We start from the raw sequence: 25,173 nt of genomic DNA, 5'->3' as shown, positions 1-25,173 counted from the left end.
TTAAAATGGTATAAAGAGTTTTATATTTCATAAATTTGTAGAAATAAATACAGCAAATTATGAAAAATAGAACTGAGGCATTTTTGAATATTGTGCGGTATCTGAAAATAAGTCAATTATGTTTACTTGTTTTTTTTATTTCAAATATTTTAATAGTAAATCTATCAATAGCGCAATCTCCTTTGGTTCTTCAACCTAGTTCTGCTAATGGAAAAGATGCTAAACTTTGGTATCTTTCTTCTCAAACCGGAACTTTTGGGCCTTCTAATACAAGCAATTTTGGAAATTGTTCAGATTTTCAAATTTCAGAATGGACTTGGAATAGCGGCAATAGTGGATCTGGGCACTTGCATCAATTAATTGAGTTTGATTTAAGCTCAATTCCTTTTGGAGCGACTATTGATAGTGCTTTCTTTTCATTATATTTTTCTCCAACTCCTTCCGAACCCGACCATTGGAGTCCGAGCGGATCAAACGCTACCTTAATTCAAAGAGTAATTCAACCGTGGAACGAGCAAACAGTAACATGGAATACAGCGCCGGCTACTACTACCCAAAATCAGGTCATAATGCCTCAATCTACAAGTTTAACTCAAGATTATGAAAACTTAGATGTTTCGAATTTGATACAGGATATTATAGATAATCCTACAACAGGTTTTGGTTTCAAATTGCAAATGCAAACTGCAAGTTACTATCGTAGATTAGTTTTTGCATCAAGCGATCACTCGGATAGTACGAAGCACCCAAAGTTGGTTGTGTATTATAATGCTTGTGCAGCACAACCCATAAATCTTGGCAACGACACTTTAATTTGCCAAACCGATACTTTGCTTTTAGATGCGGGAAATTTCGCTGCAAGCTATTTGTGGTCAACAGGCGAGACTACTCAAACAATTTCTGTAAGTCCCTTATTTACTACTGAATATTATATTACAATAACAGACACTTCAGCCTGCGAATCTTATGATACAATTTTAGTAGAAATAGCCAATTTGCCCATTTCGAATTTATTTGGAGATACTACAATTTGTTATGGCGACTCTTTGATTTTGATTGTAGGAGGGACGGGGACAAACTATTATTGGTCAACCGACCAATATGTTGATTCAATTTTGGTTACAAATTCAGGTATGTATTATGTTACAATCTCTGATGGTTGCGGATTTATTATTGATTCTGTATATGTTCAAGTTACACCTGCTCCTTCGGTAAATTTTAACAATAATATTAGTTTTTGTAATGGTGGTTCAGCAATTCTTGATGCCGGAAATCCAGGCTCAAACTATTTTTGGTCAACCGGTGAAACTACTCAAAGTATTACAGTGACCACAAGTGGATTGTACAGCATTGTTGTAAATAATGAATGTGGTTTTGCTACCGAAATTGTGAATATTAATGCAGTTCCACAACCAATTGTAAATCTCGGAAACGATACTACAATATGCGAAGGAGATTCTGTTTTTCTTGATGCGCAAAACACTGGATTAAGTATTTTATGGTCGAACGGCGATACTAATCAAACAATATTTGCATCGCCCGGTACACCAACTATTTTCAGCGTTTTAGTTGATAATTTTGGATGTTCAGATTCAGATTCTATACTAATTACTCCCCTTCCGTCTCCTTCAGTTTTTCTTGGCGAAGACACTACAGTTTGTGAAAAAGACAGTATTTTTCTTGATGCCGGTAATCCGGGCGCAATTTTTCTTTGGTCTGATGGTGCTACAAATCAAGCTGTTACTATTATGCCGGATTTTGCAATGACCATTTTTGTAGATGTTGCATACTCCGGATGTATTGATTCTGATACTTTTGAGATTGATATATTTCCAGTTCCTCTGGTTAATCTTGGAAATGATACTGTTTTATGCGAAGGCAACACCTTTGAACTAAATGCTGGAAATCCCGGAAACGATTTTTTCTGGTCAACAGGAGAAACTTCCCAGCAAATAACAATTTCAAATTTAGGATTATATTATGTAGCAGTTACAAATGAATGCGAAGATACTGAGGGAGATAGCATAAATGTTTCATTAGTTCAAAATCCCGTAACATATCTTGGAAACGATACAACTATTGGGTTTTCACAAATTTATACGATTGATGCCGGTGCAGGATTTATTTCATATTTATGGAGCAACGGCCAGACAAACCAAACAATTTTGGTAGATAGTTCTTTGATAAATTCAGGAGCAAACTATTTTTCAGTAATGGTTACAGATAGTAATAATTGTTCTGCAAGTGATTCAATAATAATTTATTTGACAGAAAACCAAGTAATAAATATGCAAACCGGTTGGAGTATTATTTCAACTTATATGAACCCATTTCAATCGAACATTGATAGTGTGATGAATTATTTATTTCCTGAAATTATTCTTGTAAAAAATACAAACGGAATGGTTTATTGGCCACTTTTCGGATTGAACAATATTGGAGATTTAGTGTTAGGTGAAGGCTACCAAATAAAAATGAACTCTCCACAAACGCTTGTTGTTTATGGAAATGCTTCGGTTCCAGAACTCAGCCCAATTACAATCCTGCAAAATTGGAGTTTTATTGGATATTTGCGGCAATCTCAGGCATTAATAGAATCTATGTTAGCACCAATAGTGAACGAAATTGTGATTGTGAAAAACGGCAATGGACTTATTTATTGGCCTTCATTTGGCATAAATAATATTGTCAATATGATTCCTGGTGAAGGCTATCAAATAAAAACTTTAAATTCGGTTGTTTTTACTTATCTTGCGAATTGATAATTTATTAAACCTAAAAAAATGAATTTGATCATAAAGAAATATTTCATTCCTACCATAATTCTAATTTTAATGTTTGCATTTCAGGCAAATGCTCAATTTGGTTATGAAAAACATTCTGAGAAAGATGGTATTACAGTTTATTATAAATGGAAACATTCTAAATTTTGCAACAAAAACTCTCCACTAATTTTAGATGTTAAAATGAAAAATACAAACGAATATAATGTAGATGCTAAAATAAGTATTTTGTATTATATCGACGGTGTATGCGTGCAAGAAAATTATGTAAATCATATTGATTTAAAACCAGTTAAGTTATTTATTTTTAATATGATTGGTATTGGTTTGGTCTCGGAGCTAACGAATGAGCAATTACAAAGCGATAATTTCTCTTGGAAGTTGAAAATTGAAGAAGTTAAAAAGGCAAATATTGATATCGAAAAAAAAGGAAAATAGATGAAATAGTAATTATTTAAATATTTAGGATTTAATTTCTATTCAATTCATATTCTCATGTGCACTAAATATTTGCAAAAAAAATAGAACAAATATCAAAGTATAATATATACAATGAGTAAAGATATACAGCAAAAAGTTTCATTCAAAAGATTTCGATATAGAATAAATAATACTTCCGGCTTAATACTATTGATATTTCTTTTGATTTCGTTTTATTTAGTTTTTGGGATTTTTCAAAAATCGATTCAAAAGTCATATCAAAATTCAGGTGAAACAATTTTTGAAATGTTTAAATCTAAAATATCATACGAGATTGAAAGTTTTTATTGTTCAAATAACGAAAACCTCACAATTAATGAAATTTCCAGATTTATAAATTCTAAATTTAATACAGATTCAATTCAAAATATTGTTAACAAATACATATCTGGGGCTGTTTTATTCTCAGCTAATTATACTTTATATTTTAACACAATTGATGAAAATTTGAAAAATCAACTTTCTTTTTTTAAAGAAAACAATTCTTCAGAAGGCGAATTAGTAGTGTATAATAATCAGCAGTATTTGCTTTTTTCTGACGAAATAGAGCTAAATCTTCGACTCCCAGAAACCAATACAAATTTCGACAATAGAATTGTTCATATTCCTGACAATCATGCAAAACTATATTTGTTTCTATCAGTAGTGGAATTTTCCGAAACCATTTTTAAAGCACGCAATTTGTTGATTATTATTTTTGCTTCTTGTCTTTTGCTTTTTGTAATTATCAATAATTTTGTTTTAAAATGGAATTTCTTGTCTTTACACTCCATTGCAAAAGCTGTTCAAAGCCTTATAAAAGGCGATTATTCGGCAAGAGTTAATGTGAAAAAACAAAACGAACTTAGAAGCTTATCAGAACTGGTTGATAAATTAGCCATTGAATTTGAGAATAAATTCAGTGAAATCAGCAGCCATAAATCTATTTCAGATAAGGCAACATATGGGGTAGCAATAACCAATATGAACGGGAAAATAGTTTATATAAATCAATTTTTTGCCGATGTTTTAGGATTTGATATAGAAGAAATCATTAACAATTATTTTGCTTCATATATGTCTAAAGAACAGTTGATTACACTTGAAGAAGTAAATGATAATTTAATAAATCTGGAAACTCAACCAATTAGAGAAATTTCATATAAAAACATTACAGGAAAGGAAATTCCGGTACTTCTCAACAGCAGTATAGTAAAAGGAAAAGACACGGAGCCTGCATTTTTTGCTTATACAATTATTGATATTAACGAAAGGAAGAAGGCAGAAGAAGAATTAAGACAAAGCGAAAAGTTCTTAAATACAATCATAAAGAACTTACCAAATATGCTTTTTATAAAAGATGCCAGAGATTTGCGTTTTGTAAGCATAAATAAGGCTGGAGAAGACCTTCTTGGGTATTCGAAAGAAGAACTGCTTGGCAGAAACGACTACGATTTTTTCCCAAAAAGCGAAGCCGATTTTTTCTTCCGAAACGACAAATTGGTTATTGCTCGCCGAACTTTGAAAGATATACCCTTTGAAAAAGTAACAACAAAAAATAAAGGAAAAAGAATATTACACACAAAAAAAATCCCATTATTTGATGATAAGGGTGTTCCAAAATTCATATTAGGAATTTCTGAAGATGTAACAGAATACAAAAAGGCTGAATATAAATTAAAGAATCAAGCAAAATTTGAGAAGATAATATCCCGAATCTCAACAAGCTTCATCAACTCGCCTTTCGAAGAAATTGATGTTGCAATAAATTTTGCAATAAGAATGATAGGGCGATTTCTTAAAGTTGATAGAACTCACATCTTTTTATATTCTAAGGATGCCAAAAAAATGAAAAATACTCACGAATGGTGTTCAAAAGGAGTTGAATCGCAGAAAGAAAGATTGTCGAATGTAGCGGTTGAAGAATTTGCATGGATAAACAATATTATTTTGTCAGGACATATTTTTCTTATCAACGACATTGAAATGCTGCCAAATGCTGCAAACTTCGATAAAGAAACTTTAAGAGACTTCAATGTAAAGGCTCTGTTGAATGTACCTATCAAATTGAAAGAAAAAATTATTGGTTTTCTCGGTGTTGAAAACCTAAAAATACAAAGAGAATGGACAGACGAAAACATAGTATTTTTGAAGCTTATTAGCGAATTGATAGTTAATGCACTGCAACGAAAAGAAGCCTCAGAATCTTTGAAACGCATGAACGAAGAACTGGAAAGTAGGGTGAAGGAGAGGACTTCAAAACTAAACAAAATAAACAAAGACCTAATAGTGGCAAAAGAACAAGCCGAAGCTGCTACAAAAGCAAAAAGTGAATTTCTGGCAAACATGAGTCACGAAATCCGAACGCCGATGAATGCCATTATCGGCTTCACCGACCTGCTTAGTACATTAATCACCGATAAAAAACATAGGTTATATATCGAATCTATCATCTCAAGTAGTAAAAATCTTTTAAGGCTAATAAACGACATTCTTGATTTGTCTAAAATTGAAGCCGGAAAACTCGAACTGCAATTTTCAATAGTTGATATTATAGATATTTGCAACGACATCAAGCAAACTTTCTCAATAAAAATAGAAGAAAAGAAACTTGATTTTATTTTAGATATTGAAAAAAATATTCCAAAGGCAATTATTATTGACGATGTAAGACTCAGACAAATTTTATATAACATAGTTGGAAATGCAATAAAATTTACCAACGATGGAAAAATTATAATGTCTATGCGAAGCTTAGTAAGAAGTAAAAATACTATAGATCTCATTTTCTCAATCGAAGACACCGGAATTGGAATTTCAGAAAGTCAAAAAGACATTATTTACGAATCGTTCAAACAGCAGGAAGGACAAAATACGAAAAAATTTGGAGGCTCTGGCTTAGGACTTTCTATTACTAAAAATCTAATTGAGATGATGGACGGCTCCATTCAGATGGAAAGCAAAGTAAACAAGGGAAGTAAATTTGTTATCACTTTTTATAATATTTCAATTGAATCGAATATTGATATTAATGAAAATGAAGACTACTTTGATTATGAATTGATTGATTTTCACAATGCCAAAATGCTTATAGTAGATGACATTGCACATAATAGAAATTTAGTAAAAGGAATTTTTGAAAATACTAATGTGAAAATTGTTGAAGCCGAAGATGGACAGCAGGCGATCGACTTTATTTCTGTTTACAAACCGGATTTAATTTTAATGGATATCAGAATGCCAGTAATGGACGGATACAAGGCAACAGAAAAAATTAAGTCAAATCCAAAAACTGCATCAATTCCGATTATTGCACTCACTGCATCTATTTTGAAAAACGAAATATCAAAATTGTCAGAAGTAGGTTTCGACGATGTATTGTTTAAGCCAATAAAAATTTCATCTATTTATGGCAAATTAGTAAAGTACTTGAAGTATTCTACTAAGGAAAAAAAATCTGAGAATAGCAATTACAGCAAGAACAATGTGCAAATAGAGACAATTTCTAATGAGATAAAGGCTCAATTGCCTGAATTGATAAAACAATTAGAAGACGAATTGTTGCCACGCTGGGAACCGATAGTTCAAAACCACTTTATTCACGACATTATTGAATTCGCCAAAGAGATAATAGATTTGGGTAGCAAATATAAAATGCAATTAATTGAAAGATATGGAGACGAACTAATTTTATACTCAGAAAGTTTCGACATTGAAAATCTGGATAAAACATTGCACGAATTTCCAAATATTATTAAAAAACTCAAGAAGATGTGCTAATGGATTAATTAGCAATCATTAATTATTGTGTTTTTGAAAGGTAAAATATTATTGTAAATTACTTAGATTCATTGTTTTAAATACAAAAACAATTATCCGAAAATGAAAATATTAATTAGAATACCATCAGTTTGATATGATTTGGATAATAGGAGATATTCATGGAATGCTTGATCCTCTTGTGAGGCTCGTTTCAGCAATAAAAATGAAGGAGTCAACCTTTGGGAAAAAAATTAGTAAATTTATTTTTCTTGGCGACTATATCGATCACGGCCCAAATTCAAAACAAGTAATAGATTATTTATTAAATATAGAACATGAAAAAGTATTTTTGGCTGGAAATCACGAAGATATGTTTCTTCAATTCTATAATAAAACAGAACTTTTCGATAAGTATCTAAAAGACTTGTTCAATAAAAACGGAATGCGTGAAACAATTGCCTCGTTCAACCCACCAGATGCAATTCATAAGAAATTATACTATCCAAAAATGTTTAGATTTTCGAAATCGGACAATTTCAAACCCGATGATTTCAGTCTCCCAGATATTTACTTCGATTTTTTGAACAAGCTGTCATATTCGCACACCGAAGAGATAATTTACAGAAACAACTTTTTGAAATTTGCATTTGTTCATGCAGGACTGAACAGAAAGTTTGATGTTGAGCAACAATTAAAAATTAAGAATTATTCCGACTTTCAAAAGTTTTTGCAAGAAAGTAAAACTGAACTTGCAAATTCGATGATTTGGACAAGAGAATTGGCAGAAAAAAAAATTGGTGAATACATTGTAGTCAATGGACATTCTCCAACCATACTGAACGACAAATATTTACAAGAAAAGAATCCCTATCAAAAGTTTGGATATCCTCAATTGCAATTTGCAGAAAATGAGGTAAAAATTGAAAAGGGTAAGTATTTTAGATACAAAGTAAATTCTACCCTCGAAGATTTGATTTCGATAAATATTGATACAGGTGCTGTTTATGGAGCATATCTGACAGCAATTGGAATTTCGGAAAATTCTTTCATCGATAACGAAATTAATGTTCTTCAGGTAGCCGTTGGTGGAAATCATAGAAATAGAACAGACATGCGAGAATTCTTTTTTCAATTTTTAGATAAATAAAATTAAGAAATGTAATAATTTTGCATGAAAATATTTTAAAATAGAAAAAATGCGAGCAATTTTTTATAGTATCATTTGCCTTTCAATTTTTGTTTTTCAGCAGACAACTGTTTTTGCAAAAAAAAGTCGAAATGTTGATAGCTTGAAAACTGAACTGAGAATGGCTTCCGAAACCGAAAAAATCGAAATCCTAAATAAATTAGCAGATGCTGCCTACAGAAATTCTAACAACAAATTGGTAGTTTCATATCATAAAAATGCAATAGATCTATCTGAAAATATGGGGAATGATTTAAAAATTGGAGAAGAAAACCTAAAATTAGGATTGTTTTATTATACAGAAGAAATTTATGATTCTGCCTTATTTTATTTAAGCCATGCACTAAATCGTACTGAAAAAGCAAAAAACGATGATGCCAATAAATCAAAGTTGCAAATGGCTGAAATATTAAATTTGAAGGGCAATATTAATATGAGGTATTTTGCCGACTACGAGCAATCATTGTCCATTTTCATTAATCAATTAAAAATTGGTGAGGAAATTGACAATCAGAAAATTATAGCAATTGCCTACAATAACTTAGGCTTTTGTTTTCGATTTTTGAAAAATCACAAGCAAGCCTTGAAATATTTTACGCAATCTGTCGGAATAGCAAAAGCTAATAACGAGAATGCGATTTTGATTAGCTCCCTTAACGAATCTGCAAATATGGCTTTATTCAAAAAAGAATATAGTAAGTCGCTAAAATTGAGAAAAGAAGCATTAGAAATAGCAAAAAAAACTAAAAACAGACAATCAGAAAATTTCATAATTCACGATATTGGCAATCATTATTCAATTGTAAAAGATTATCAAAAAGCACTAACATATTTCTTCAAATTTTTGAAAAGCCAAAAAAAATCGAAAAATTATAAGTTTTTATCAACGGTTTATCATAATATTTCAAAAGTATATCTAAATATTAAGCAATACGAAAACGCCCTTAAATATCAAAAACTATCCTTAGAATCAGCAGAAAGGGGAAGCTTATTGGCAGAAGAAAAAGTTGCTATTGAAAATTTTGCTGAAATCTGTTATAAAATGAAGGACTATAGAAAAGCCTACCAATATCAAAAAAAGTTTATAGAGCTGAATGATTCAATTTATAAAGTAGAGCAGGTAAAACAAATCAGCGAAATGCAAACTAAATATGAAGCGAAAAAAAATAAGGAAGAAATAGAATTTCTTTCAGAGGAAAACGAAATTCAGAGAAATTTTGGTTATTTATTAATCTTATCCTCAATTTTACTTTTATTGTTAATCGTATTAGTTTTCAGCAGATATATTTCTAAACGAAAAGCCAACAAAGGCTTGAAACTCAAGAATTTGGAAATAGAAAAAGCTAAAGAAGAAGCCATAAAAGCCAATCATGCTAAAAGTCAATTTTTGGCCAACATGAGCCACGAAATTAGAACCCCTATGAATGCAATTATTGGTTTCACTGATTTGTTGAATACTCAAATCACCAATAAAAAACAACTCTCATATTTAGATTCAATAAAATCGGCAGGGAACGGGCTTGTAACCCTGATAAACGACATTTTAGACCTTTCAAAAATCGAGGCTGGAAAAATGACGGTAGAATATCAGGCAGTGAATCCTTTTTCGCTTTTCAACGAAATAAAACAAATGTTTGCTTTAAAAATGTTGGATAAGAATCTTGAATTTGTAGTTGATCTTGCCCCCGATATTCCCAACAAACTTTTGTTAGACGAAACTCGTTTGCGTCAGGTTTTATTCAACTTGATAGGTAATGCGGTGAAATTTACCGAAATGGGCTTCGTGAAATTTAAAGTAAACAAAATTCTTAGCGAGAAAAACAAATCAACATTAGACCTAATTATTACAATTCAAGATTCGGGAATTGGAATTCGTAAAGATCAGCTTAAAGATATTTTTAAATCGTTTACCCAACAAAGCGGGCAGAGTGTAAAACAATTTGGAGGAACAGGATTGGGACTTACCATAACCAAACGATTGTTGGACATAATGGATGGTGAAATTTCTGTTGAAAGTGAACTTAAAAAAGGAAGTAAATTTGAAGTTGTTCTGAAGGATGTTTTAATAGCCAGCAAGGAAATCGGAAAAGGAGTAAAAGAAAAAATCAATTTCGATATAGTTAGTTTTTCAAAAGGAAAAATACTTGTGGTGGACGAAAATGATGTCAATCGAACATTGATTGATGAGTTTTTCAAAAATACAAATGTGAGGATTTTTCAAGCAGAAAATGCAATTGACGGTATAGAAATTGCCAAAAAACAAAATCCCGATTTGATTTTTATGGATTTGAAAATGCCTGTACTTGATGGTTTTGAGGCTACAAAAAGAATCAAATCCGATGATAAAATTAAAAACATTCCGGTTGTAGCCTTAAGTGCATCTGTTATGGAGGGCGATCTAACAAAAATAAAGAAAATTGGTTTTGATGGTTTTGTTATGAAACCGGCTCAAATGAATGATATTTTAGAGGAGGCAAGCAAATTTATTAAGTTTACCAAAAAGAAAGCAGAAGAAACAACAGCCAGGGAAGTTCAGGAAAGTCGGAGTTCGGGCGGAGTTTCGCAAGAAATCATTAGTCAATTAGAAAATGAAATTCTTGAGGAATGGGAAGAGATTAAAAAAGATCATTTTATTCATGAAATTTTAGATTTTGCAAAAAAAATCCAAGATATGGGGACTATAAACTCAATAAATCTACTTGAAGAATATGGAGCAAGTCTGGCTCTTTTTGCCGAAAGTTTCGATATAGAAAATATGGATATAACTCTTAATAGTTTTCCTGAATTTATTGAGGACATTAAAAAATTGTGATATCCTCCAATTATAGGTCTATCCAGTATTTCCCTAAACCACAGAGAATTATAACAATTAATGAACATCAACTCCATACTGCATAAATAGCAGATGTTCAAGGGTTTTGTTAATTTCATACATATATTCTTTTACCGCTTTTACACTTCCCGGAAGAGTGTAAATCAATGATTTGCCAACAATTCCTGCAATACTTCGGCTAAGTATAGCATTAGGAATATTTTGCCCATATTTTACACGGATAAGTTCCATAATTCCAGGAATCTCCATTTTCAGCATAGGTTTTATTGTGTCAACTGTTATGTCGCGTGGTCCAATGCCTGTTCCTCCGGTTGTGAAAATTATATTGTATTTGTTTTTCGCATCAGTAATTATAAGCTCTAAATTTTCAGCAGAATCAGGAATAAGTTTTGTTTTAACTTGAAATTTCCAATTCTTTTCAGCAAAATATTCTTCAACAGTTTTTTGTATTATTGGCCCACTCCTGTCATCATACTCGCCGCTATAAGCTCTGTCAGATAAAGTTACGACAAGAATTTCTAAGTTGGGAATTTGCTTAATATTTTTATGACTCATAATTTATTTTTGAAAATTGACATTCAAACAGTTGCTATCAAATTTTGATTTTTTCTTTTAAGGATATTTTTTCAATTACCATATTTTTATCTACAGCTTTACACATATCGTAAACCGTGAGTAAAGCAATATTAACAGCAGTCAGTGCTTCCATTTCAATTCCTGTTTTGCCAATACATTTTGCAAAACTTTTTACCAAAACTCCATTTTCTTTCAAAATAGATTTGACATCAATTTTTGTTATTTGTAGCGGGTGGCACAATGGAATAAGGCTACTTGTTTGTTTTGCTCCTTGAATGCCGGCAATTTCCGAAATTGTTAATACATCGCCTTTTTTAAGCTCATTTTCCTTAATCAACTGAATGCATTCTTTGTTTAATCTTATAAAACCTTCGGCTCTTGCTGTTCTGTTTTGATCTATTTTGTTTCCAACATCAACCATATTAGCTTTGCCTTGCTCATCTGTATGACTTAAATTCCCCATTTATTTTCATTTAAATTTTTAACAAAACTACAAAAGAATTGCAGAAAATTAGTCATTGCAAAATATTGCTTGCAGGCTTTAATATTTCCGAATATTAGCTTTCGTAAATAGCTTGATTTTATTATTTTTGGCTTTTTAAATTTTACAGAATGAAAAAGAAGCATAAGCCCAAAAAGCATATCCTTAAAAATAAAGAAACGGTAGATAATACAAAGTTTTCTAAAAATTTGCCTGTTTATATCATTATCCTGATTTTCACTTTTTTATTGTATGGAAATACTCTGACACACGATTATGTTCTTGACGATGCAATTGTTGTTACGCAAAACGATTTTACATTAGATGGCATAGATGGAATTCCTGCAATTATGAAAACCGAACTGTTTCATGGTTTTTTTGGCAGACAAAAAGATTTGGTTGCAGGCGGTAGATACCGGCCTCTTTCGTTGGTAACTTTTGCAATAGAATGCGAGTTAATTTTGGGAAGCCCATTTAAAAATCTTGATGAAGAAAAAATTAAACGAAAGCTTGACGGAACAAAAAAGAAGCTAATAACCACCTCCAGAACTCTGCAAAAAGATCTTTTTGGCACACTAAATATTGAAGACGATGAAACCCGTCTCAAATATCAAAAAGTTTATCTCGAAAAATCGAAAAAACTAAATTCGCGGGAAATAAAAGCCATTTCTCAAAATCTTGAAGAAATGCGAACTAGCCGCAATACATTGGTTTTTGTAAGTCATTTTGTGAATGTCCTATTGTACGCAATAACTGGTGCTGTACTTTATACTATCCTGCTTTTATTTTTTGTTGGAAAACAAAATACGACACTGGACAAAAAAAACTGGTTTAAATCAATACCATTTATTGCAACAATACTTTTTATTGCACATCCAATTCATACTGAGGTTATTGCAAACATAAAAGGTAGAGATGAGATTTTGTCATTGTTGTTGTCTCTTTTAACATTGTTAATTTCCTTTCGTTATTTGGAAACTAAGAAATTTAAGTTTTTGATTTATAGCTTTATTGTGTTTCTCCTGGCATTGCTTTCGAAGGAAAATACTATTACATTTTTTGCAATAATTCCATTTGCTATACATTTTTTTACTGAAACTCCACTAAAGAAGAATTTAATTACAATAGCTCCCATGCTAATTGCTACTATTATTTTCTTTTCAATTAGGCAATCGATTCTTAGTAGTGCTACAAATATGGAGGTTACCGAACTTATGAATAATCCTTTTATGGGTTCGACTTTCGCAGAAAAGTATGCAACAATAATTTATACACTTGGGCTATATCTAAAACTTTTAATATTTCCACATCCTCTAACTTTCGATTATTATCCGTTTCATTTACCCTTTTTCGATTATATTGAAAATGGACAGAAACTATTGAATTGGACAGATTTTCGGGCAATTGTTTCGCTATTAGTTTATGCTGCATTAGGCTATCTTGCCATTTCAGGATTAAAAACTAAAAAGGTTGTTTCGTTTGGAATTTGGTATTATATAGCAACTCTTTCTATTGCTTCAAATATTTTATTTCCTATTGGTGTGTTTATGAATGAACGATTTGTTTATAGCTCTTCAATTGGATTTATTATTATTGTAGCTTATTTACTTGTCGAAAAACTTCCGAATATCATTAAAAGTCCAAATGTTTATAAAACAAGTATGATTGCATTTTTATCGCTTGTTTTTCTTTTATATTCAATAAAATCTATTACTCGAAATCGCGCCTGGAAAGACGATTTAACTCTTTTTACTACCGATGTAGAAGTTTCGTATCGCAGTGCAAAAAGCACAACTTCTGCCGGCGGAAAGCTTACTGAAGAAGCCCAAAAATATCCGATTACAAAAGATATGAATCCCAAACTGAAAGTTGAATATGAGCAAACTCGTAAAGAGATGTTAGAGCCGGCAATAAAATATTTAAATCAAGCAATTGATATTCACCCAACTTATGTTAATGCAATTCTTCTTCTCGGGAATGCTCACTATGAGTTGAACAAAAATTACGACTCGGCTCTTTTTTATTATGAAGAAATTTTGAGAATTAATCCAAATTACGACCTTGCTTACAAAAATGCAATAAACATCCTGTCGAAAAACGATGACACAGACTATTGTATTGGTGCGTATAAATCTATTTTGGAAATAAATTCAAAACTATTCGAAATAAACTATAATTTGGGTTCCCTTTACGGAAAAAAGAAAAATGATATTCCGAATTCGATAAAATATCTTGAAGCAGCCGTGAAAATAAGACCAAATAGTAGCGAAGCTAACAAAGATCTTGGAGTGGCTTACGGTTTTGCCGGAAACTTTCAAAAATCAATCGAATATCTTGAAAAAGCTATACGAGTTGATCCGAACGATGCTCAATTGTATATTAATCTTGGAATAAACTACCGTCAAATAGGTCAAACTGAAAAGGCTCAGGAATGTTTTACAAAAGCCGGACAGTTAGATCCAAAATATCGACAATAAGGACTGTCTTTTAATTGTTAATTGTAAATATTTAATAATATGATATTCAATAAAAAAATTGTAGTGGTAATGCCGGCATATAATGCTGCAAATACTCTTGAAATCACTTATAATGAAATTCCGAGAGATATTGTTGATGATGTTATTTTAGTGGACGATTTGAGCAGCGATAACACTATTGAAAAAGCTAAGCAATTAGGAATTAAACATATAGTTTCGCACAAAAAAAATCAGGGTTATGGGGGCAATCAAAAATCTTGCTACAAAAAAGCTCTGGAAATTGATGCAGATATAGTGGTGATGGTTCACCCTGATTATCAATATACACCTAAACTTTTGCACTCAATGTGCTACCTGATAGCCAACGATGTGTTTAAAGTTGTTCTTGGATCGAGAATTCTTGGGCGCGGTGCAATAAAGGGAGGTATGCCTCGCTACAAATACATTTTCAACCGATTGCTCACACTTTCACAAAACTATTTGATTGGACAAAAACTATCGGAATATCATACCGGTTATCGGGCTTTCTCGCGAGAGGTTTTGGAGAAAATTAATTTTGAAAACAACTCAGACGATTTTGTTTTTGATAATCAAATGCTTACACAAATATTTTATGCCGGATTCGATATTGCTGAAATTACTTGTCCAACAAAATATTTCGACGATGCTTCTTCAATAAACCTGAGCAGAAGTATAACTTATGGACTTGGAGTTATTAAAACCTCTTTTATGTACTTTTTTCAACGAATTGGATTGGCAAAGTTTGAACTTTTCAAAACAAAATAGCAATGAATCAAATTGATCCAACAATCGAAGAAAGCTGGAAAAATATCCTTTCAGAAGAGTTCAATAAAGGCTATTTCGCTGAGCTAAAGAAGTTTCTTGTTTCTGAGAAATCAAAACATAAGGTATATCCTCCAGGCGAAAAAATCTTTGCTGCCTTCAATTTTTTGCCTTTCGAAAAAGTAAAAGTAGTTTTGTTAGGTCAGGATCCATATCATGGTGCAGGGCAGGCTCATGGATTATGTTTTTCGGTGCCTCATGGAGTTTCTCCACCTCCTTCTCTTGTCAATATTTTTAAAGAAATAAAATCGGATTTGGGAATTGAAATTCCATCGCATGGGAATCTTGAATCGTGGGCAAAACAGGGAGTTTTGTTGCTTAATGCCACTCTCACAGTTCGGGCAAATCAGGCCGGTTCGCACCAAAAGCAAGGTTGGGAAACTTTCACCGATGCAGTAATTCAAAAACTATCGTTGAATAGAAACACTTTGGTATTTATTCTTTGGGGAAGGTATGCTCAATCTAAAGAAAGCTTGATTGATACAAACAAACATTATATTTTGAAAACCGGGCATCCTTCGCCATTGTCGGCATATAAAGCAGGATTTTTTGGTTGCAAACATTTTTCGCAAACTAATCAAATTTTACAACAGAACGGACTAGAACCTATTAATTGGAATTTGTAAGCTACAATTGCCTGAAATTCCGATTGTGGAATAAGTTATACATCAACTCGCTCGGTTTTGCAAACTATTCATGGTTCTATTTATACCTACAGATTACTTAATATTTATGTTTAGTTTATCTAGTATTTCATAAGCAGGAATTCCAAAAGCAACACCTTCGATACTAAATCCTTTAATTTTAGAAGAGACTACTCCTAATACCAATCCATCTTTATTAACTAATGGTCCGCCACTATTGCCACTATTAATACTTGCATCTGTTTGTATTAGCTTTGAACCATTTTCAGGTTCCCTAATTCCAGAAATTATTCCTCTTGAAAGAGTTTGTGACAAATCTTCGGCGGTTGGTGTCCCAATAGCATAAACTTCTAATGCTATTTCAATATCTTTAGATTTGTTAATTTTGAATGGAATCAATTGATTTGGTTCAATTTTTAACAGTGCTAAGTCATATATTTTACTCACCCTTATTACTTCTACTTCATGTTCTGACTTGTCATTCAAAATAACTTTCAGGTCTGTTGAACCAGAAACTACGTGATAGTTGGTAATTATATATCCATCGCTACTGATTATAAAACCACTTCCAAAACCATTTTTAGACTTTACTGTTAAGGATGATTTTATGGCTTGAGATAAGTTAGACACGTGCAAGTCTGATTTTGGGATATTTATTTCTTCAAAAGATTCTTCTACTACAATTTCCTCCCTATCGTGCATAAGAAAATTGACTTTTTCAGTGTTCATGAATTCAATTAAACTAATCTCCATAACATCTTTTATAGCATTTTGTACAACATCATCTTTGTAGTAGTATTCAAGAATTGCGAATTCTCCAGACCTTGAATTGGTTGTCATAGAATAAATAGGTTTTTCATAATAATCCAAGACTTCCCAATCTATTGATAAGTCTAAATAAACCATACCTCCAAATCTGGGATTCATGAATCGACTGTAAATATGGTGAATTGTATATTCAGTAATTTTCGCATTGACAAGTAAGTTGTTCAGGTAACTGTCTTTAAATACCATTCTTGTTGTATCAATATAGCCTTTATCCTTTAAAAGATTGTTTAAGACAATAGAAAAAATAGTATTTTCTATTTTTATTTCTTCTTCTGAATCACTAGATTTCGCAACTTTATTTTTTCTTTTTAGAATATAGCCTTTATAAGTATTGAAATTTCGATATTTAATGTTTTGCTTTTCAAGATCAACACTGATTTTATTTATTTTAATTTCTTTTGAATCTGATTTTTTATTCTTAATTGAGTGTCTCTTTAAAGTGTATTCTATTTCTTTATCGTAATTCCAAGACCTATTCCCTCTATCGTATAAGGGAACGACAAGAGTAATCCCAAAAGGTATCCATGAAATAATGTGTAATGGAGATTTTTTGTGTTGCATTATCACAAAATTTTCGTCTTTGTAATCTTTAGTTTTTATTGTTATTTGTTTTGGTCTTAAATCACGCTTAAATAAATATTTCCCATTTTTTTTTATTGCTTTTTCATCATTTATCAGGACTTCATCTGCATAATCTGTGTACATTTCTATTTTTTGATATTTGCCGTTTAGTATTGTTGCACAGCTAGATAGTAGTAGAGATAGTGCCGTAATTAAAATTGCAGTTTTTTTCATTTCTATATTTTTGAAGTTTTATTTTGTATTTTAATTAATATTATGTCTTAAATGCTGAAATTCAATTCATTACATTATATTAGATAATATCTTCTAGATTAAGTTCAAATTTAGCAATTCTTTTTTTTATTTAAGGCACTAATTTCAAAATAATTTAGCCCGATAATAAATTTTCGAGCAATTAAATTCATTTAATATTTCTTCTGCAATATTTGAAATGTCAGATTTAGAAACTTGCGAGTATTTTTCTGTCTCAAGATTTACGGCCGCTGCATCGCCAAGTAGTTCGAAATATGCAAGACTCATGGCTCTATTTAAAATTGATATTTCTGAGAATATTATTGCAGATTCAACTTTGTTTTTCACTTTAGTAAACTCATAATCAGAAATACTTTCTGTTTTTAGTTTTTTAAGTTCCACCCAAATTGCTGTTTCTCCTTTCTCAATTTCGATACCTTTAATAAGTTTTCCTGTGATAATAAACAAACCTTCATCTAAGTCGCCAGTAATATAGGCGTTTATTTCGCTAAACAATTTTTGTTCTTTCACTAATTTTTGGTACAAACGAGACGATTTTCCGTTCGATAAAATATCGGACAACAAATCGCTTGCATAATATTTTTCGTCAGTACGCTTACACATATGAAAAGCCATGTAAATTGCATCGAAAGGAACATCTCGCTGTACTTCAAGTTTACGAAGCGAGGTTTGGGCTGGCTCTTTCGGAATTTTTCTTTCTGGGATATTTCTTTTTGGAATGCCTCCAAACCATTTCTGAACTGCCTTTTTTGTGTCATTGAAATCAATATTTCCTACAATCGATAAGATTGCATTATTCGGAGCATAAAATTTATAGAAAAACTCTTTCACATCTGCTAAAGTTGCATTTTCAATATGCGAAATTTCTTTCCCAATAGTTGCCCAGCGATACGGATGAGTTTTGTATGCCAGAGGTCGTAACATTAACCAGAGGTCGCCATATGGTTGATTTAAATATCTTTGTTTGAATTCTTCAATCACTACATTCCGTTGAATTTCAAGACTTTTTTCAGAAAAATCTAAAGCGAGCATTCTGTCAGATTCTAAGCATAATGCCGTTTCGAGATTAGTTTTGGGCAGATTTATATAATAATTCGTGAAATTATTGTTTGTGAATGCATTGTTTTCACCTCCTGCATCTTGTACATGTTTGTCGTAGTTTGGAATGTTTTTCGATCCTCCGAACATCAAATGTTCAAACAAATGTGCAAATCCGGTTTTTTCTGGCTTTTCGTCTCTTGCACCTACATCGTACAGAACATTCACAGCAAGCATGGGTGTTGATGTGTCTCTGTGCAGTATAACTTTTAGTCCATTGTCAAGTGTATGTTTTTTAAAATCTATCATTTTTATATGCTTATATATTTTTTGCAAAATTACTAAAGCGAATATTTATATTTGCCAACAAAAAGATTTAATTATGAAAAAACTATTTTATTTAGGTCTATTTATTCTGGCTTTTTCTTCTTGCGAAAAAGAAACTCAATCGGAAATTGACGAGCAAAAAATCAAAAGTTATCTTACTGAAAACGAAATTGATGCTACAGCTCACGATTCTGGAATATATTTTATAATTACAAAAGAAGGAACAGGTGGCAGCCCGAATATATCCTCTTCTGTAGAAGTAAACTATAAAGGATATTTGACAGATGGATCTGTATTCGATGAAACTTCCGGAAATTCTGCCATTTTCCCACTCCAAAACCTCATTTTAGGTTGGCAAATAGGGATACCCTTATTGGAAAAGGGTGGGGAAGGAACATTTTTCATTCCATCTGAATTGGGATACGGAACGCAAGCCATAGGTAGCATACCGGCTAATTCAGTACTTATTTTTGAAATAGAATTGCTTGATTTTCAGTGAATTGATTTTGAACTGTTTTCTTAGAGACACTATTTAATACATACAAAAATATTTATTGTTCAGAGTTCTCCCTAAAGCTATTAGGAGATAATTCATAATTTATAGTTGGCTAAAATCATCCTAAACTAATTTGTCAATTTCTTCAAAATATTTGTTTTTTAAGGAAGATAAATCAATTTTCGAATAATCTTCTGAGTATATCCTAACAAGATCAATATATCCTTCTTTGCCTAGAATTGCTGCTAAAGCGTAATCGTACTGCTTAAAATCGTAATTATTCTTAATGTTTTTTGTTACTTTATAAAATAAATCCCATTCTATTTCGTGAGGCAATTTTATGTATCTGAATGATGCATCGTCTTTGGCTCTGAAAACGCCATCTTTAAGGTAAACCAATGAAAAGAACTTATTAATTTTTATCATACTTGAATACAAATCAACTTTCTTGTTTTTAATAAACTCTACACCATTTTTTTTGTATAATTCGATCAATTCGGGGATTTTGCAATAGTCATTTGCTTTTATCCTTATACCTGAGTTGTTGAGATTGAAAAGTGAGACCCGACCAGGACAGGCATCAAAATCATATTCAAAAGTCTTTTTAATCTTCTGGGTAATTCTAATGATATTAAATTCTGTAAACGACTCGAAAGGTTTAATAATGAAAAATAAATACGAAGGAATAAACTCTTTAGAACCAGGATAATCATCCGAAAGATAGTAGCCTGGATAGGGCTGTTTTACTTCCAAAACCATTTCTTTGAAAGACTCGCCTTTTTCATAAGATGCTAAACATTCTTCTTTAATTATGTAGCCATTTGAGTTAATTTCTTGTCTATTTTCCATATTTGCATTCATTTTCTTATTAGTATTCTATTTATTTTTGTAAAGATATATTGATTTTTTAAATTTAAAAATTTCTTATTTTAAGATATACTTGCGAAAATTAGAATTGTGATGCCTTCAGGTAAAAAGAAAAAGTTTATAAATGTCATCTAAAATGTTAAAAAACAGCAAGTAAGTAAAATTGTCAAAAGACTTTTTCATCTAAACCTGCATTTCAGTTTTAACATTTTTAACAAGAAAATGCAAACGATTTATTACATTGACATTGCTAATTCCATCGTCGAAATCGAGAAAAAGAAGATTCAAATTCGGGTAGTTATCTTTTAATTTCTTTTCTATTCCTTTAGAAACCACTTGATTTGCAATGCATCCAAATGGTTGAACACTAACAATGTTGTTAATGCCTTGCTCAGAAAATGTTGCTATTTCGGCAGGAATTAGCCATCCTTCACCAAACTGATTGGCGAGACTCAGAATTTTTTCTGCTTTTTTCGACATTTCTCTAATTTTATGAAATGGACTGTATAGCTTATAATTGCTAAAAATTTTATCAATTTTTCGAAAATATTTATTCGCCTTAAATTCAAAATAGTTTATATAGAAATCGCCAAATTTTGCTTCTGTCAATCCTAACTTTTTATTTACCTTGACGTTGACAAATTCCTGTGTTAGAAAATCGTTCAACGGCGGAACCATAACTTCTACACCATGTTCAATTAACCAATCTATAATAAATTGATTGCCGAAGGAATTATATTTTACATAAATTTCGCCAACTATTCCAATTTTTGGATAAAACTTATCATCGACTTCTACATTATTAAAATCGTCAACTGCACTTTTTAATAGTTGAAAAACACCATTAATATCATTTTCAACAATGTAGTTATTAATTAAATTTAAATATTTTAGCTTAAGCTTCTTTGAGCTTCCTTTTTCGATTTCTCTTACAACCATAGAATAATACATCATCGAAATAGCATCGCAAAAAAGTATCGAAACAAAAGTGATAGGTACCAGCAATTTCCAGTTGATATTGAAACCAGATTGCTGATTAATCACTTTTCCGTTTAGCCCAATAGAAATTACCGGAATATCGTCAAATCCGGCCGTAACCATTGCCTTTTTTATAAGCGACAAATATGTTGATGCCCTACACTGGCCTCCTGTCTGAGTAAGTGTTACCGCAAGTTCATCTCTCTTATATTTTCCTGAATTTAATGCTCTGATTATGTCGCCAACAACTATGGTTGCCGGATAACAAATTTCGTTATTAGAATATTTTAGGCCATATTCAACAGACGTTTTGTCCGGGCTTTGTAAATTCACATATTGATATCCTGCCAATTTAAACAAAGCTGGCAGAATAGGAGAATACATATCCGAAAAAAGAGGGCCAATAATTGTTCTTCTCTTATCTTTTTCTTCAAAAGTGGGAGTTGAAATTCTTTGGTTTTGAGCAAAATTTGATTTCCCTCTGATTTTTAAGGACTCAATTAAGGAACGAAGACGTAATTTTACTGAACCGGTGCTTGTAATTTCATCAATTCTGATTAAAGTATGAATTTTGCCTGCCGATTTTAAGATTTCGTTGCATTCGTCGATTACTATAGCATCTGGCCCACAGCCAAAAGAATTAAAAAGCACAAACTGAACATTTTCGTCTTGTTCTGCAACCCATTGTGCTGCATTATAAATTCGGTTCGGATAACTCCATTGAGAAATAATATGCAAATCTTCAACGGTTTTGTTTTTGCTCAGCGGAACAGAATCTTCTGTAACCACATTAACTCCAAGATTTACAAGTATTTCAGGAATTTTATGATTGATAAGCGAATCGGAATGATAAGGTCTTCCAGCCAAAACAATTAACAATTGATTGTTTTTTTTCGACTTTTCAATTATCTCTATCGCCTTCGATTTTATTTTTTGCTTGAATTTTTGTTGTGCTTCAATGGCTATATCTAAGGCTTTTTTATAAACAGAACGTTTAATATTCAGTTTACTCAAATATTTAAAACATGCCGACTTCAGAAGTTTTTCGTTATTGAAATTTATTTCAAGTGCATCAAATTCAACAGAATGGTTCTGGAGAGTATTTATAGAGCTTTTAATTACATCTGCATAACTACTTACAATCGGGCAATTGAAATGATTATTGGACTCTTCAAATTCATTTTTTTCATAAAAAACCATTGGATAAAAAATCCTGTCAACTTTTTTTTCTATAAGTTCAAAAATATGACCATGAACAAGTTTTGCAGGAAAGCAAATGCTATCGGACATTATTGTTCCAAGTCCTTTTTCGTAAATCGAATTTGTTGATACTTCGGACAAAACAAGATCTATCCCACAATTACTTAAAAGAGAATTCCAAAAAGGAAAATTTTCGTATATATTTAAGGCTCTCGGTATTCCTATTTTTATTCCTTCTGAATTTTCATTTTTTACAGCAGGTTGAAACAATAATTCATTTTTATAATCAAATAAATTTATGCCTTTTTGATTTTTTTGCCCTTTGTTTGAAAATATGTTTTCGCATTTATTGCCAGAGTAGTAAATGTTTTTACTGCTGGAATAAAACTTTGTTACAATACATTGATTTTCACAAGCTTTACATCTAAGTTGTTGAGTTTTGTTGAATCCAAAATTTTCCATGTCAGTAAGCTTAAAGCTTGAAAAACTACCATTATTTGATTTCTTGTAATAATTGTTTTTTGCAAAAAGTGAAGCCCCGAAAGCTCCCATCAATCCAGGCAAATCGGAACAAATTACCTTTTTCCCTACTAAAGTTTCTAAAGATTTCTGAACCGATGGATTACGAAATGTTCCGCCTTGAACTACAATATTATCGCCGAGTTCTGCAATGTCTTTAATTTTAAGCACTTTATGCAGTGCATTTTTTATTACTGAAATGGACAGGCCTGCAGCAATATCGTTAGTTGAGGCATTTTCTCGCAAAGCTTGTTTAACTTTCGAGTTCATAAAAACGGTGCATCTGGTGCCTAAATCGCATGGTGCTTTCGATGAACAGGCAATTTGCGAAAATTCTTCAACAGAGTAGCCCAAAGATTTTCCGAAAGTTTCGATGAACGAACCACATCCTGATGAGCAAGATTCGTTAAGCTCAATTCTATTTATGAGGTTATTTTCTACAAAAATAGCTTTCATGTCTTGTCCACCGATATCGAGTATGAAGCTAACATTTTTGTTAAAAAACTTTGCAGCATTGTAATGTGCAATTGTTTCGACCAAACTTAAATCAATTGAAAAAGAGGCTTTTATTAAATCTTCGCCGTAACCTGTAACAGCAGTTTTAGCTATTAAAATTTCTTTTTTCTTTTTTTCTAATACTTTTTTGAATTGTAGTAAACCGTTTTTTACTGCTTCAATTGGTTTGCCATCATTGTTTTTATAATATTGAAATAACAACTCATTATTCTTGCCGATAACTGCAATTTTTGTAGTAGTAGAACCGGAATCTATTCCTATAAAACATTCTTTGCCGATGTAGTTTTTAATGCTCTGCTTCGGAATTTCAAAGCTAATATTATTGTTTTTCCACTGATTGAATATTTCCTTATTTTCGAAAAGAGGGGACAAACGATCGCAGGTAATACCATTTTTTGAAGCCTGACTTAGGATTTTCTGAAAGTTGGAAATTTTAAGTTGTGGAGGATTTTCTTCCTTGCAATAGCAAGCTCCTATAGCAGGGAAAAGCTCAGTGTTATTAGTATGAATTACGTCAGATTTTGAGATTTTAAGAGCATTAATAAATGCGTTTTGCAATTCTGGCATAAAAGTAAAAGGTCCGCCAGATAATATTACTTTAGATTTTATATCAAATCCACGTGCAAGTGTGTTGATGGTCTGAATTGCAATTGCATGAAATATTGAGGCTGCAATATCTTGAATCGGTATTTTTCGGCTCACTAAATTTTGAACATCGGTCTTAGCAAAAACTCCGCAGCGAGAGGCAATCGGATATAGTGCGGAAGACTTATTCGCAAGAGAATTGAGTTCTTTAAGCGAGATATTCAACAATGCAGCCATTTGATCAATAAACGCACCAGTTCCACCAGCACAACTTCCATTCATTCTTATATCGGGTGTTTTTTTTCCGTTGTAGAAAATCATTTTGGAGTCTTCTCCTCCAATGTCGATAAGTGTCTTTACTGATGGAAATTTATTTCGAATGATTTCGGTAGTAGAAACCAGTTCTTGAACAAAAGGAATTTCTACTCTTTCAGAAATTCCGAGACCAGCAGAGCCAGTCAATATTGGTTGAACTTCGCAGTCGCCCAAGGCGGATTTTGCAGACTCCAATAGATTGTGTAAAGTGTAATATATCTGTGTGTTATGTCGCCTGTATTCCGAAAATATCAGCTTTTGCGAAGAATCAACTACTGCAATTTTTGCAGTAGTTGACCCAATATCCAAACCAATTTTATAATGTGTATTCAAAATATTTATTAAAAAGGTCTATAATTTTTCTTTACAAAAATATAAGTTTTCTGATTAAATTATTAATGTCTTTTAAAAATTAGAATTTTTTCTGTTACATCTAAAAATGGAAATTTTAAGCTATCACATAAATTTGTAAGAAAGATTAAAGAATTAGCCTGCATAATTCACAAAAACAAGCAAAATGATGTTAATATTCTGTAATACAGATAAATGCAAGCTTTGATAAAAAACATTAATTTTTTAAATAAAAATGGAGTTCATGTATATTTTTTTCCAATAAGTTACTATCT

15 protein-coding genes are annotated in these 25,173 nt (G+C 31.5%); 9 read left to right on the top strand and 6 right to left on the bottom strand.

Annotation, left to right across the window (positions count from 1 at the left end; translation table 11 throughout):
- Window positions 1–59: 59 nt before the first annotated feature.
- The 5 genes from HN894_09650 (at window position 60) to HN894_09630 (ending at window position 11,002) form a co-directional block, all read left to right on the top strand.
- Window positions 60–2,762 carry a DNRLRE domain-containing protein gene (locus tag HN894_09650; GenBank protein MBT7143592.1) on the top strand — a complete coding sequence of 901 codons (2,703 nt, stop codon included), beginning with the start codon at window positions 60–62 and terminating at the stop codon, window positions 2,760–2,762.
- 21 nt (window positions 2,763–2,783) lie between these two features.
- Window positions 2,784–3,221, top strand: coding sequence for a hypothetical protein (locus tag HN894_09645; GenBank protein ID MBT7143591.1), 438 nt, complete (start codon window positions 2,784–2,786; stop codon window positions 3,219–3,221).
- Window positions 3,222–3,335: 114 nt separating this feature from the next.
- Complete coding sequence (locus tag HN894_09640; GenBank protein MBT7143590.1) at window positions 3,336–7,022, top strand: PAS domain S-box protein; 3,687 nt, start codon at window positions 3,336–3,338, stop codon at window positions 7,020–7,022.
- A gap of 136 nt (window positions 7,023–7,158) precedes the next feature.
- The gene (locus tag HN894_09635) at window positions 7,159–8,151 is read left to right on the top strand and encodes a serine/threonine protein phosphatase (protein MBT7143589.1); all 993 of its coding nucleotides are present in this window, start codon (window positions 7,159–7,161) and stop codon (window positions 8,149–8,151) included.
- Between the two features lie 49 nt (window positions 8,152–8,200).
- Window positions 8,201–11,002: a response regulator gene (locus tag HN894_09630; GenBank protein MBT7143588.1), complete on the top strand. Its 2,802-nt coding sequence runs from the start codon at window positions 8,201–8,203 to the stop codon at window positions 11,000–11,002.
- 57 nt (window positions 11,003–11,059) lie between these two features.
- Here HN894_09630 and HN894_09625 read toward each other — a convergent pair whose 3' ends face one another.
- Together HN894_09625 and moaC are read right to left on the bottom strand one after the other, a co-directional pair.
- The gene (locus HN894_09625) at window positions 11,060–11,578 is read right to left on the bottom strand and encodes a MogA/MoaB family molybdenum cofactor biosynthesis protein (protein ID MBT7143587.1); all 519 of its coding nucleotides are present in this window, start codon (window positions 11,576–11,578) and stop codon (window positions 11,060–11,062) included.
- A gap of 37 nt (window positions 11,579–11,615) precedes the next feature.
- The gene (moaC, locus tag HN894_09620; GenBank protein ID MBT7143586.1) at window positions 11,616–12,062 is read right to left on the bottom strand and encodes a cyclic pyranopterin monophosphate synthase MoaC; all 447 of its coding nucleotides are present in this window, start codon (window positions 12,060–12,062) and stop codon (window positions 11,616–11,618) included.
- A 149-nt stretch (window positions 12,063–12,211) separates the two neighbouring features.
- On the opposite strand from moaC, the gene HN894_09615 reads away from it, so the two are divergent.
- The 3 genes from HN894_09615 to ung are packed head-to-tail and all read left to right on the top strand — an operon-like array spanning window position 12,212 to window position 16,026.
- Window positions 12,212–14,557, top strand: a complete 2,346-nt coding sequence (locus tag HN894_09615; GenBank protein MBT7143585.1) for a tetratricopeptide repeat protein — start codon at window positions 12,212–12,214, stop codon at window positions 14,555–14,557.
- Between the two features lie 39 nt (window positions 14,558–14,596).
- Window positions 14,597–15,343 (top strand): glycosyltransferase family 2 protein, encoded by a 747-nt coding sequence (locus HN894_09610; GenBank protein ID MBT7143584.1) that lies wholly within the window; start codon window positions 14,597–14,599, stop codon window positions 15,341–15,343.
- A gap of 11 nt (window positions 15,344–15,354) precedes the next feature.
- Window positions 15,355–16,026: a uracil-DNA glycosylase gene (gene ung / locus HN894_09605; GenBank protein MBT7143583.1), complete on the top strand. Its 672-nt coding sequence runs from the start codon at window positions 15,355–15,357 to the stop codon at window positions 16,024–16,026.
- A 93-nt stretch (window positions 16,027–16,119) separates the two neighbouring features.
- On the opposite strand, the gene HN894_09600 is transcribed toward ung, so the two are convergent.
- Both HN894_09600 and HN894_09595 read right to left on the bottom strand, forming a co-directional pair.
- Complete coding sequence (locus HN894_09600; GenBank protein MBT7143582.1) at window positions 16,120–17,667, bottom strand: trypsin-like serine protease; 1,548 nt, start codon at window positions 17,665–17,667, stop codon at window positions 16,120–16,122.
- A 144-nt stretch (window positions 17,668–17,811) separates the two neighbouring features.
- On the bottom strand, window positions 17,812–19,053 hold the full coding sequence (locus HN894_09595; protein ID MBT7143581.1) for an insulinase family protein: 1,242 nt from the start codon (window positions 19,051–19,053) through the stop codon (window positions 17,812–17,814).
- Window positions 19,054–19,126: 73 nt separating this feature from the next.
- On the opposite strand from HN894_09595, the gene HN894_09590 reads away from it, so the two are divergent.
- Window positions 19,127–19,570, top strand: coding sequence for a peptidylprolyl isomerase (locus HN894_09590; protein ID MBT7143580.1), 444 nt, complete (start codon window positions 19,127–19,129; stop codon window positions 19,568–19,570).
- Between the two features lie 120 nt (window positions 19,571–19,690).
- Here the strand turns inward: HN894_09590 and HN894_09585 are convergent, their stop codons facing one another.
- Both HN894_09585 and HN894_09580 read right to left on the bottom strand, forming a co-directional pair.
- Window positions 19,691–20,416 (bottom strand): hypothetical protein, encoded by a 726-nt coding sequence (locus tag HN894_09585; GenBank protein ID MBT7143579.1) that lies wholly within the window; start codon window positions 20,414–20,416, stop codon window positions 19,691–19,693.
- 201 nt (window positions 20,417–20,617) lie between these two features.
- Window positions 20,618–24,883: a CoA protein activase gene (locus HN894_09580; protein ID MBT7143578.1), complete on the bottom strand. Its 4,266-nt coding sequence runs from the start codon at window positions 24,881–24,883 to the stop codon at window positions 20,618–20,620.
- Between the last annotated feature and the right edge of the window lie 290 nt (window positions 24,884–25,173).

This window comes from Bacteroidota bacterium, from assembly GCA_018692315.1.
GTDB lineage: Bacteria > Bacteroidota > Bacteroidia > Bacteroidales > JABHKC01 > JABHKC01.
The sequence above is the reverse complement of the archived record's forward strand: the minus strand, read 5'-3'. Positions and strand labels throughout refer to the sequence as shown.

What these genes read in the sequence shown, in the direction of transcription:
- HN894_09650 (MBT7143592.1), top strand. Translation starts at nt 60, where the DNA reads ATGAAAAATAGAACTGAGGCATTTTTGAATATTGTGCGGTATCTGAAA.
- HN894_09645 (MBT7143591.1), top strand. Translation starts at nt 2,784, where the DNA reads ATGAATTTGATCATAAAGAAATATTTCATTCCTACCATAATTCTAATT.
- HN894_09640 (MBT7143590.1), top strand. Translation starts at nt 3,336, where the DNA reads ATGAGTAAAGATATACAGCAAAAAGTTTCATTCAAAAGATTTCGATAT.
- HN894_09635 (MBT7143589.1), top strand. Translation starts at nt 7,159, where the DNA reads ATGATTTGGATAATAGGAGATATTCATGGAATGCTTGATCCTCTTGTG.
- HN894_09630 (MBT7143588.1), top strand. Translation starts at nt 8,201, where the DNA reads ATGCGAGCAATTTTTTATAGTATCATTTGCCTTTCAATTTTTGTTTTT.
- HN894_09625 (MBT7143587.1), bottom strand. Translation starts at nt 11,578, where the DNA reads ATGAGTCATAAAAATATTAAGCAAATTCCCAACTTAGAAATTCTTGTC.
- moaC (MBT7143586.1), bottom strand. Translation starts at nt 12,062, where the DNA reads ATGGGGAATTTAAGTCATACAGATGAGCAAGGCAAAGCTAATATGGTT.
- HN894_09615 (MBT7143585.1), top strand. Translation starts at nt 12,212, where the DNA reads ATGAAAAAGAAGCATAAGCCCAAAAAGCATATCCTTAAAAATAAAGAA.
- HN894_09610 (MBT7143584.1), top strand. Translation starts at nt 14,597, where the DNA reads ATGATATTCAATAAAAAAATTGTAGTGGTAATGCCGGCATATAATGCT.
- HN894_09600 (MBT7143582.1), bottom strand. Translation starts at nt 17,667, where the DNA reads ATGAAAAAAACTGCAATTTTAATTACGGCACTATCTCTACTACTATCT.
- HN894_09595 (MBT7143581.1), bottom strand. Translation starts at nt 19,053, where the DNA reads ATGATAGATTTTAAAAAACATACACTTGACAATGGACTAAAAGTTATA.
- HN894_09590 (MBT7143580.1), top strand. Translation starts at nt 19,127, where the DNA reads ATGAAAAAACTATTTTATTTAGGTCTATTTATTCTGGCTTTTTCTTCT.
- HN894_09585 (MBT7143579.1), bottom strand. Translation starts at nt 20,416, where the DNA reads ATGGAAAATAGACAAGAAATTAACTCAAATGGCTACATAATTAAAGAA.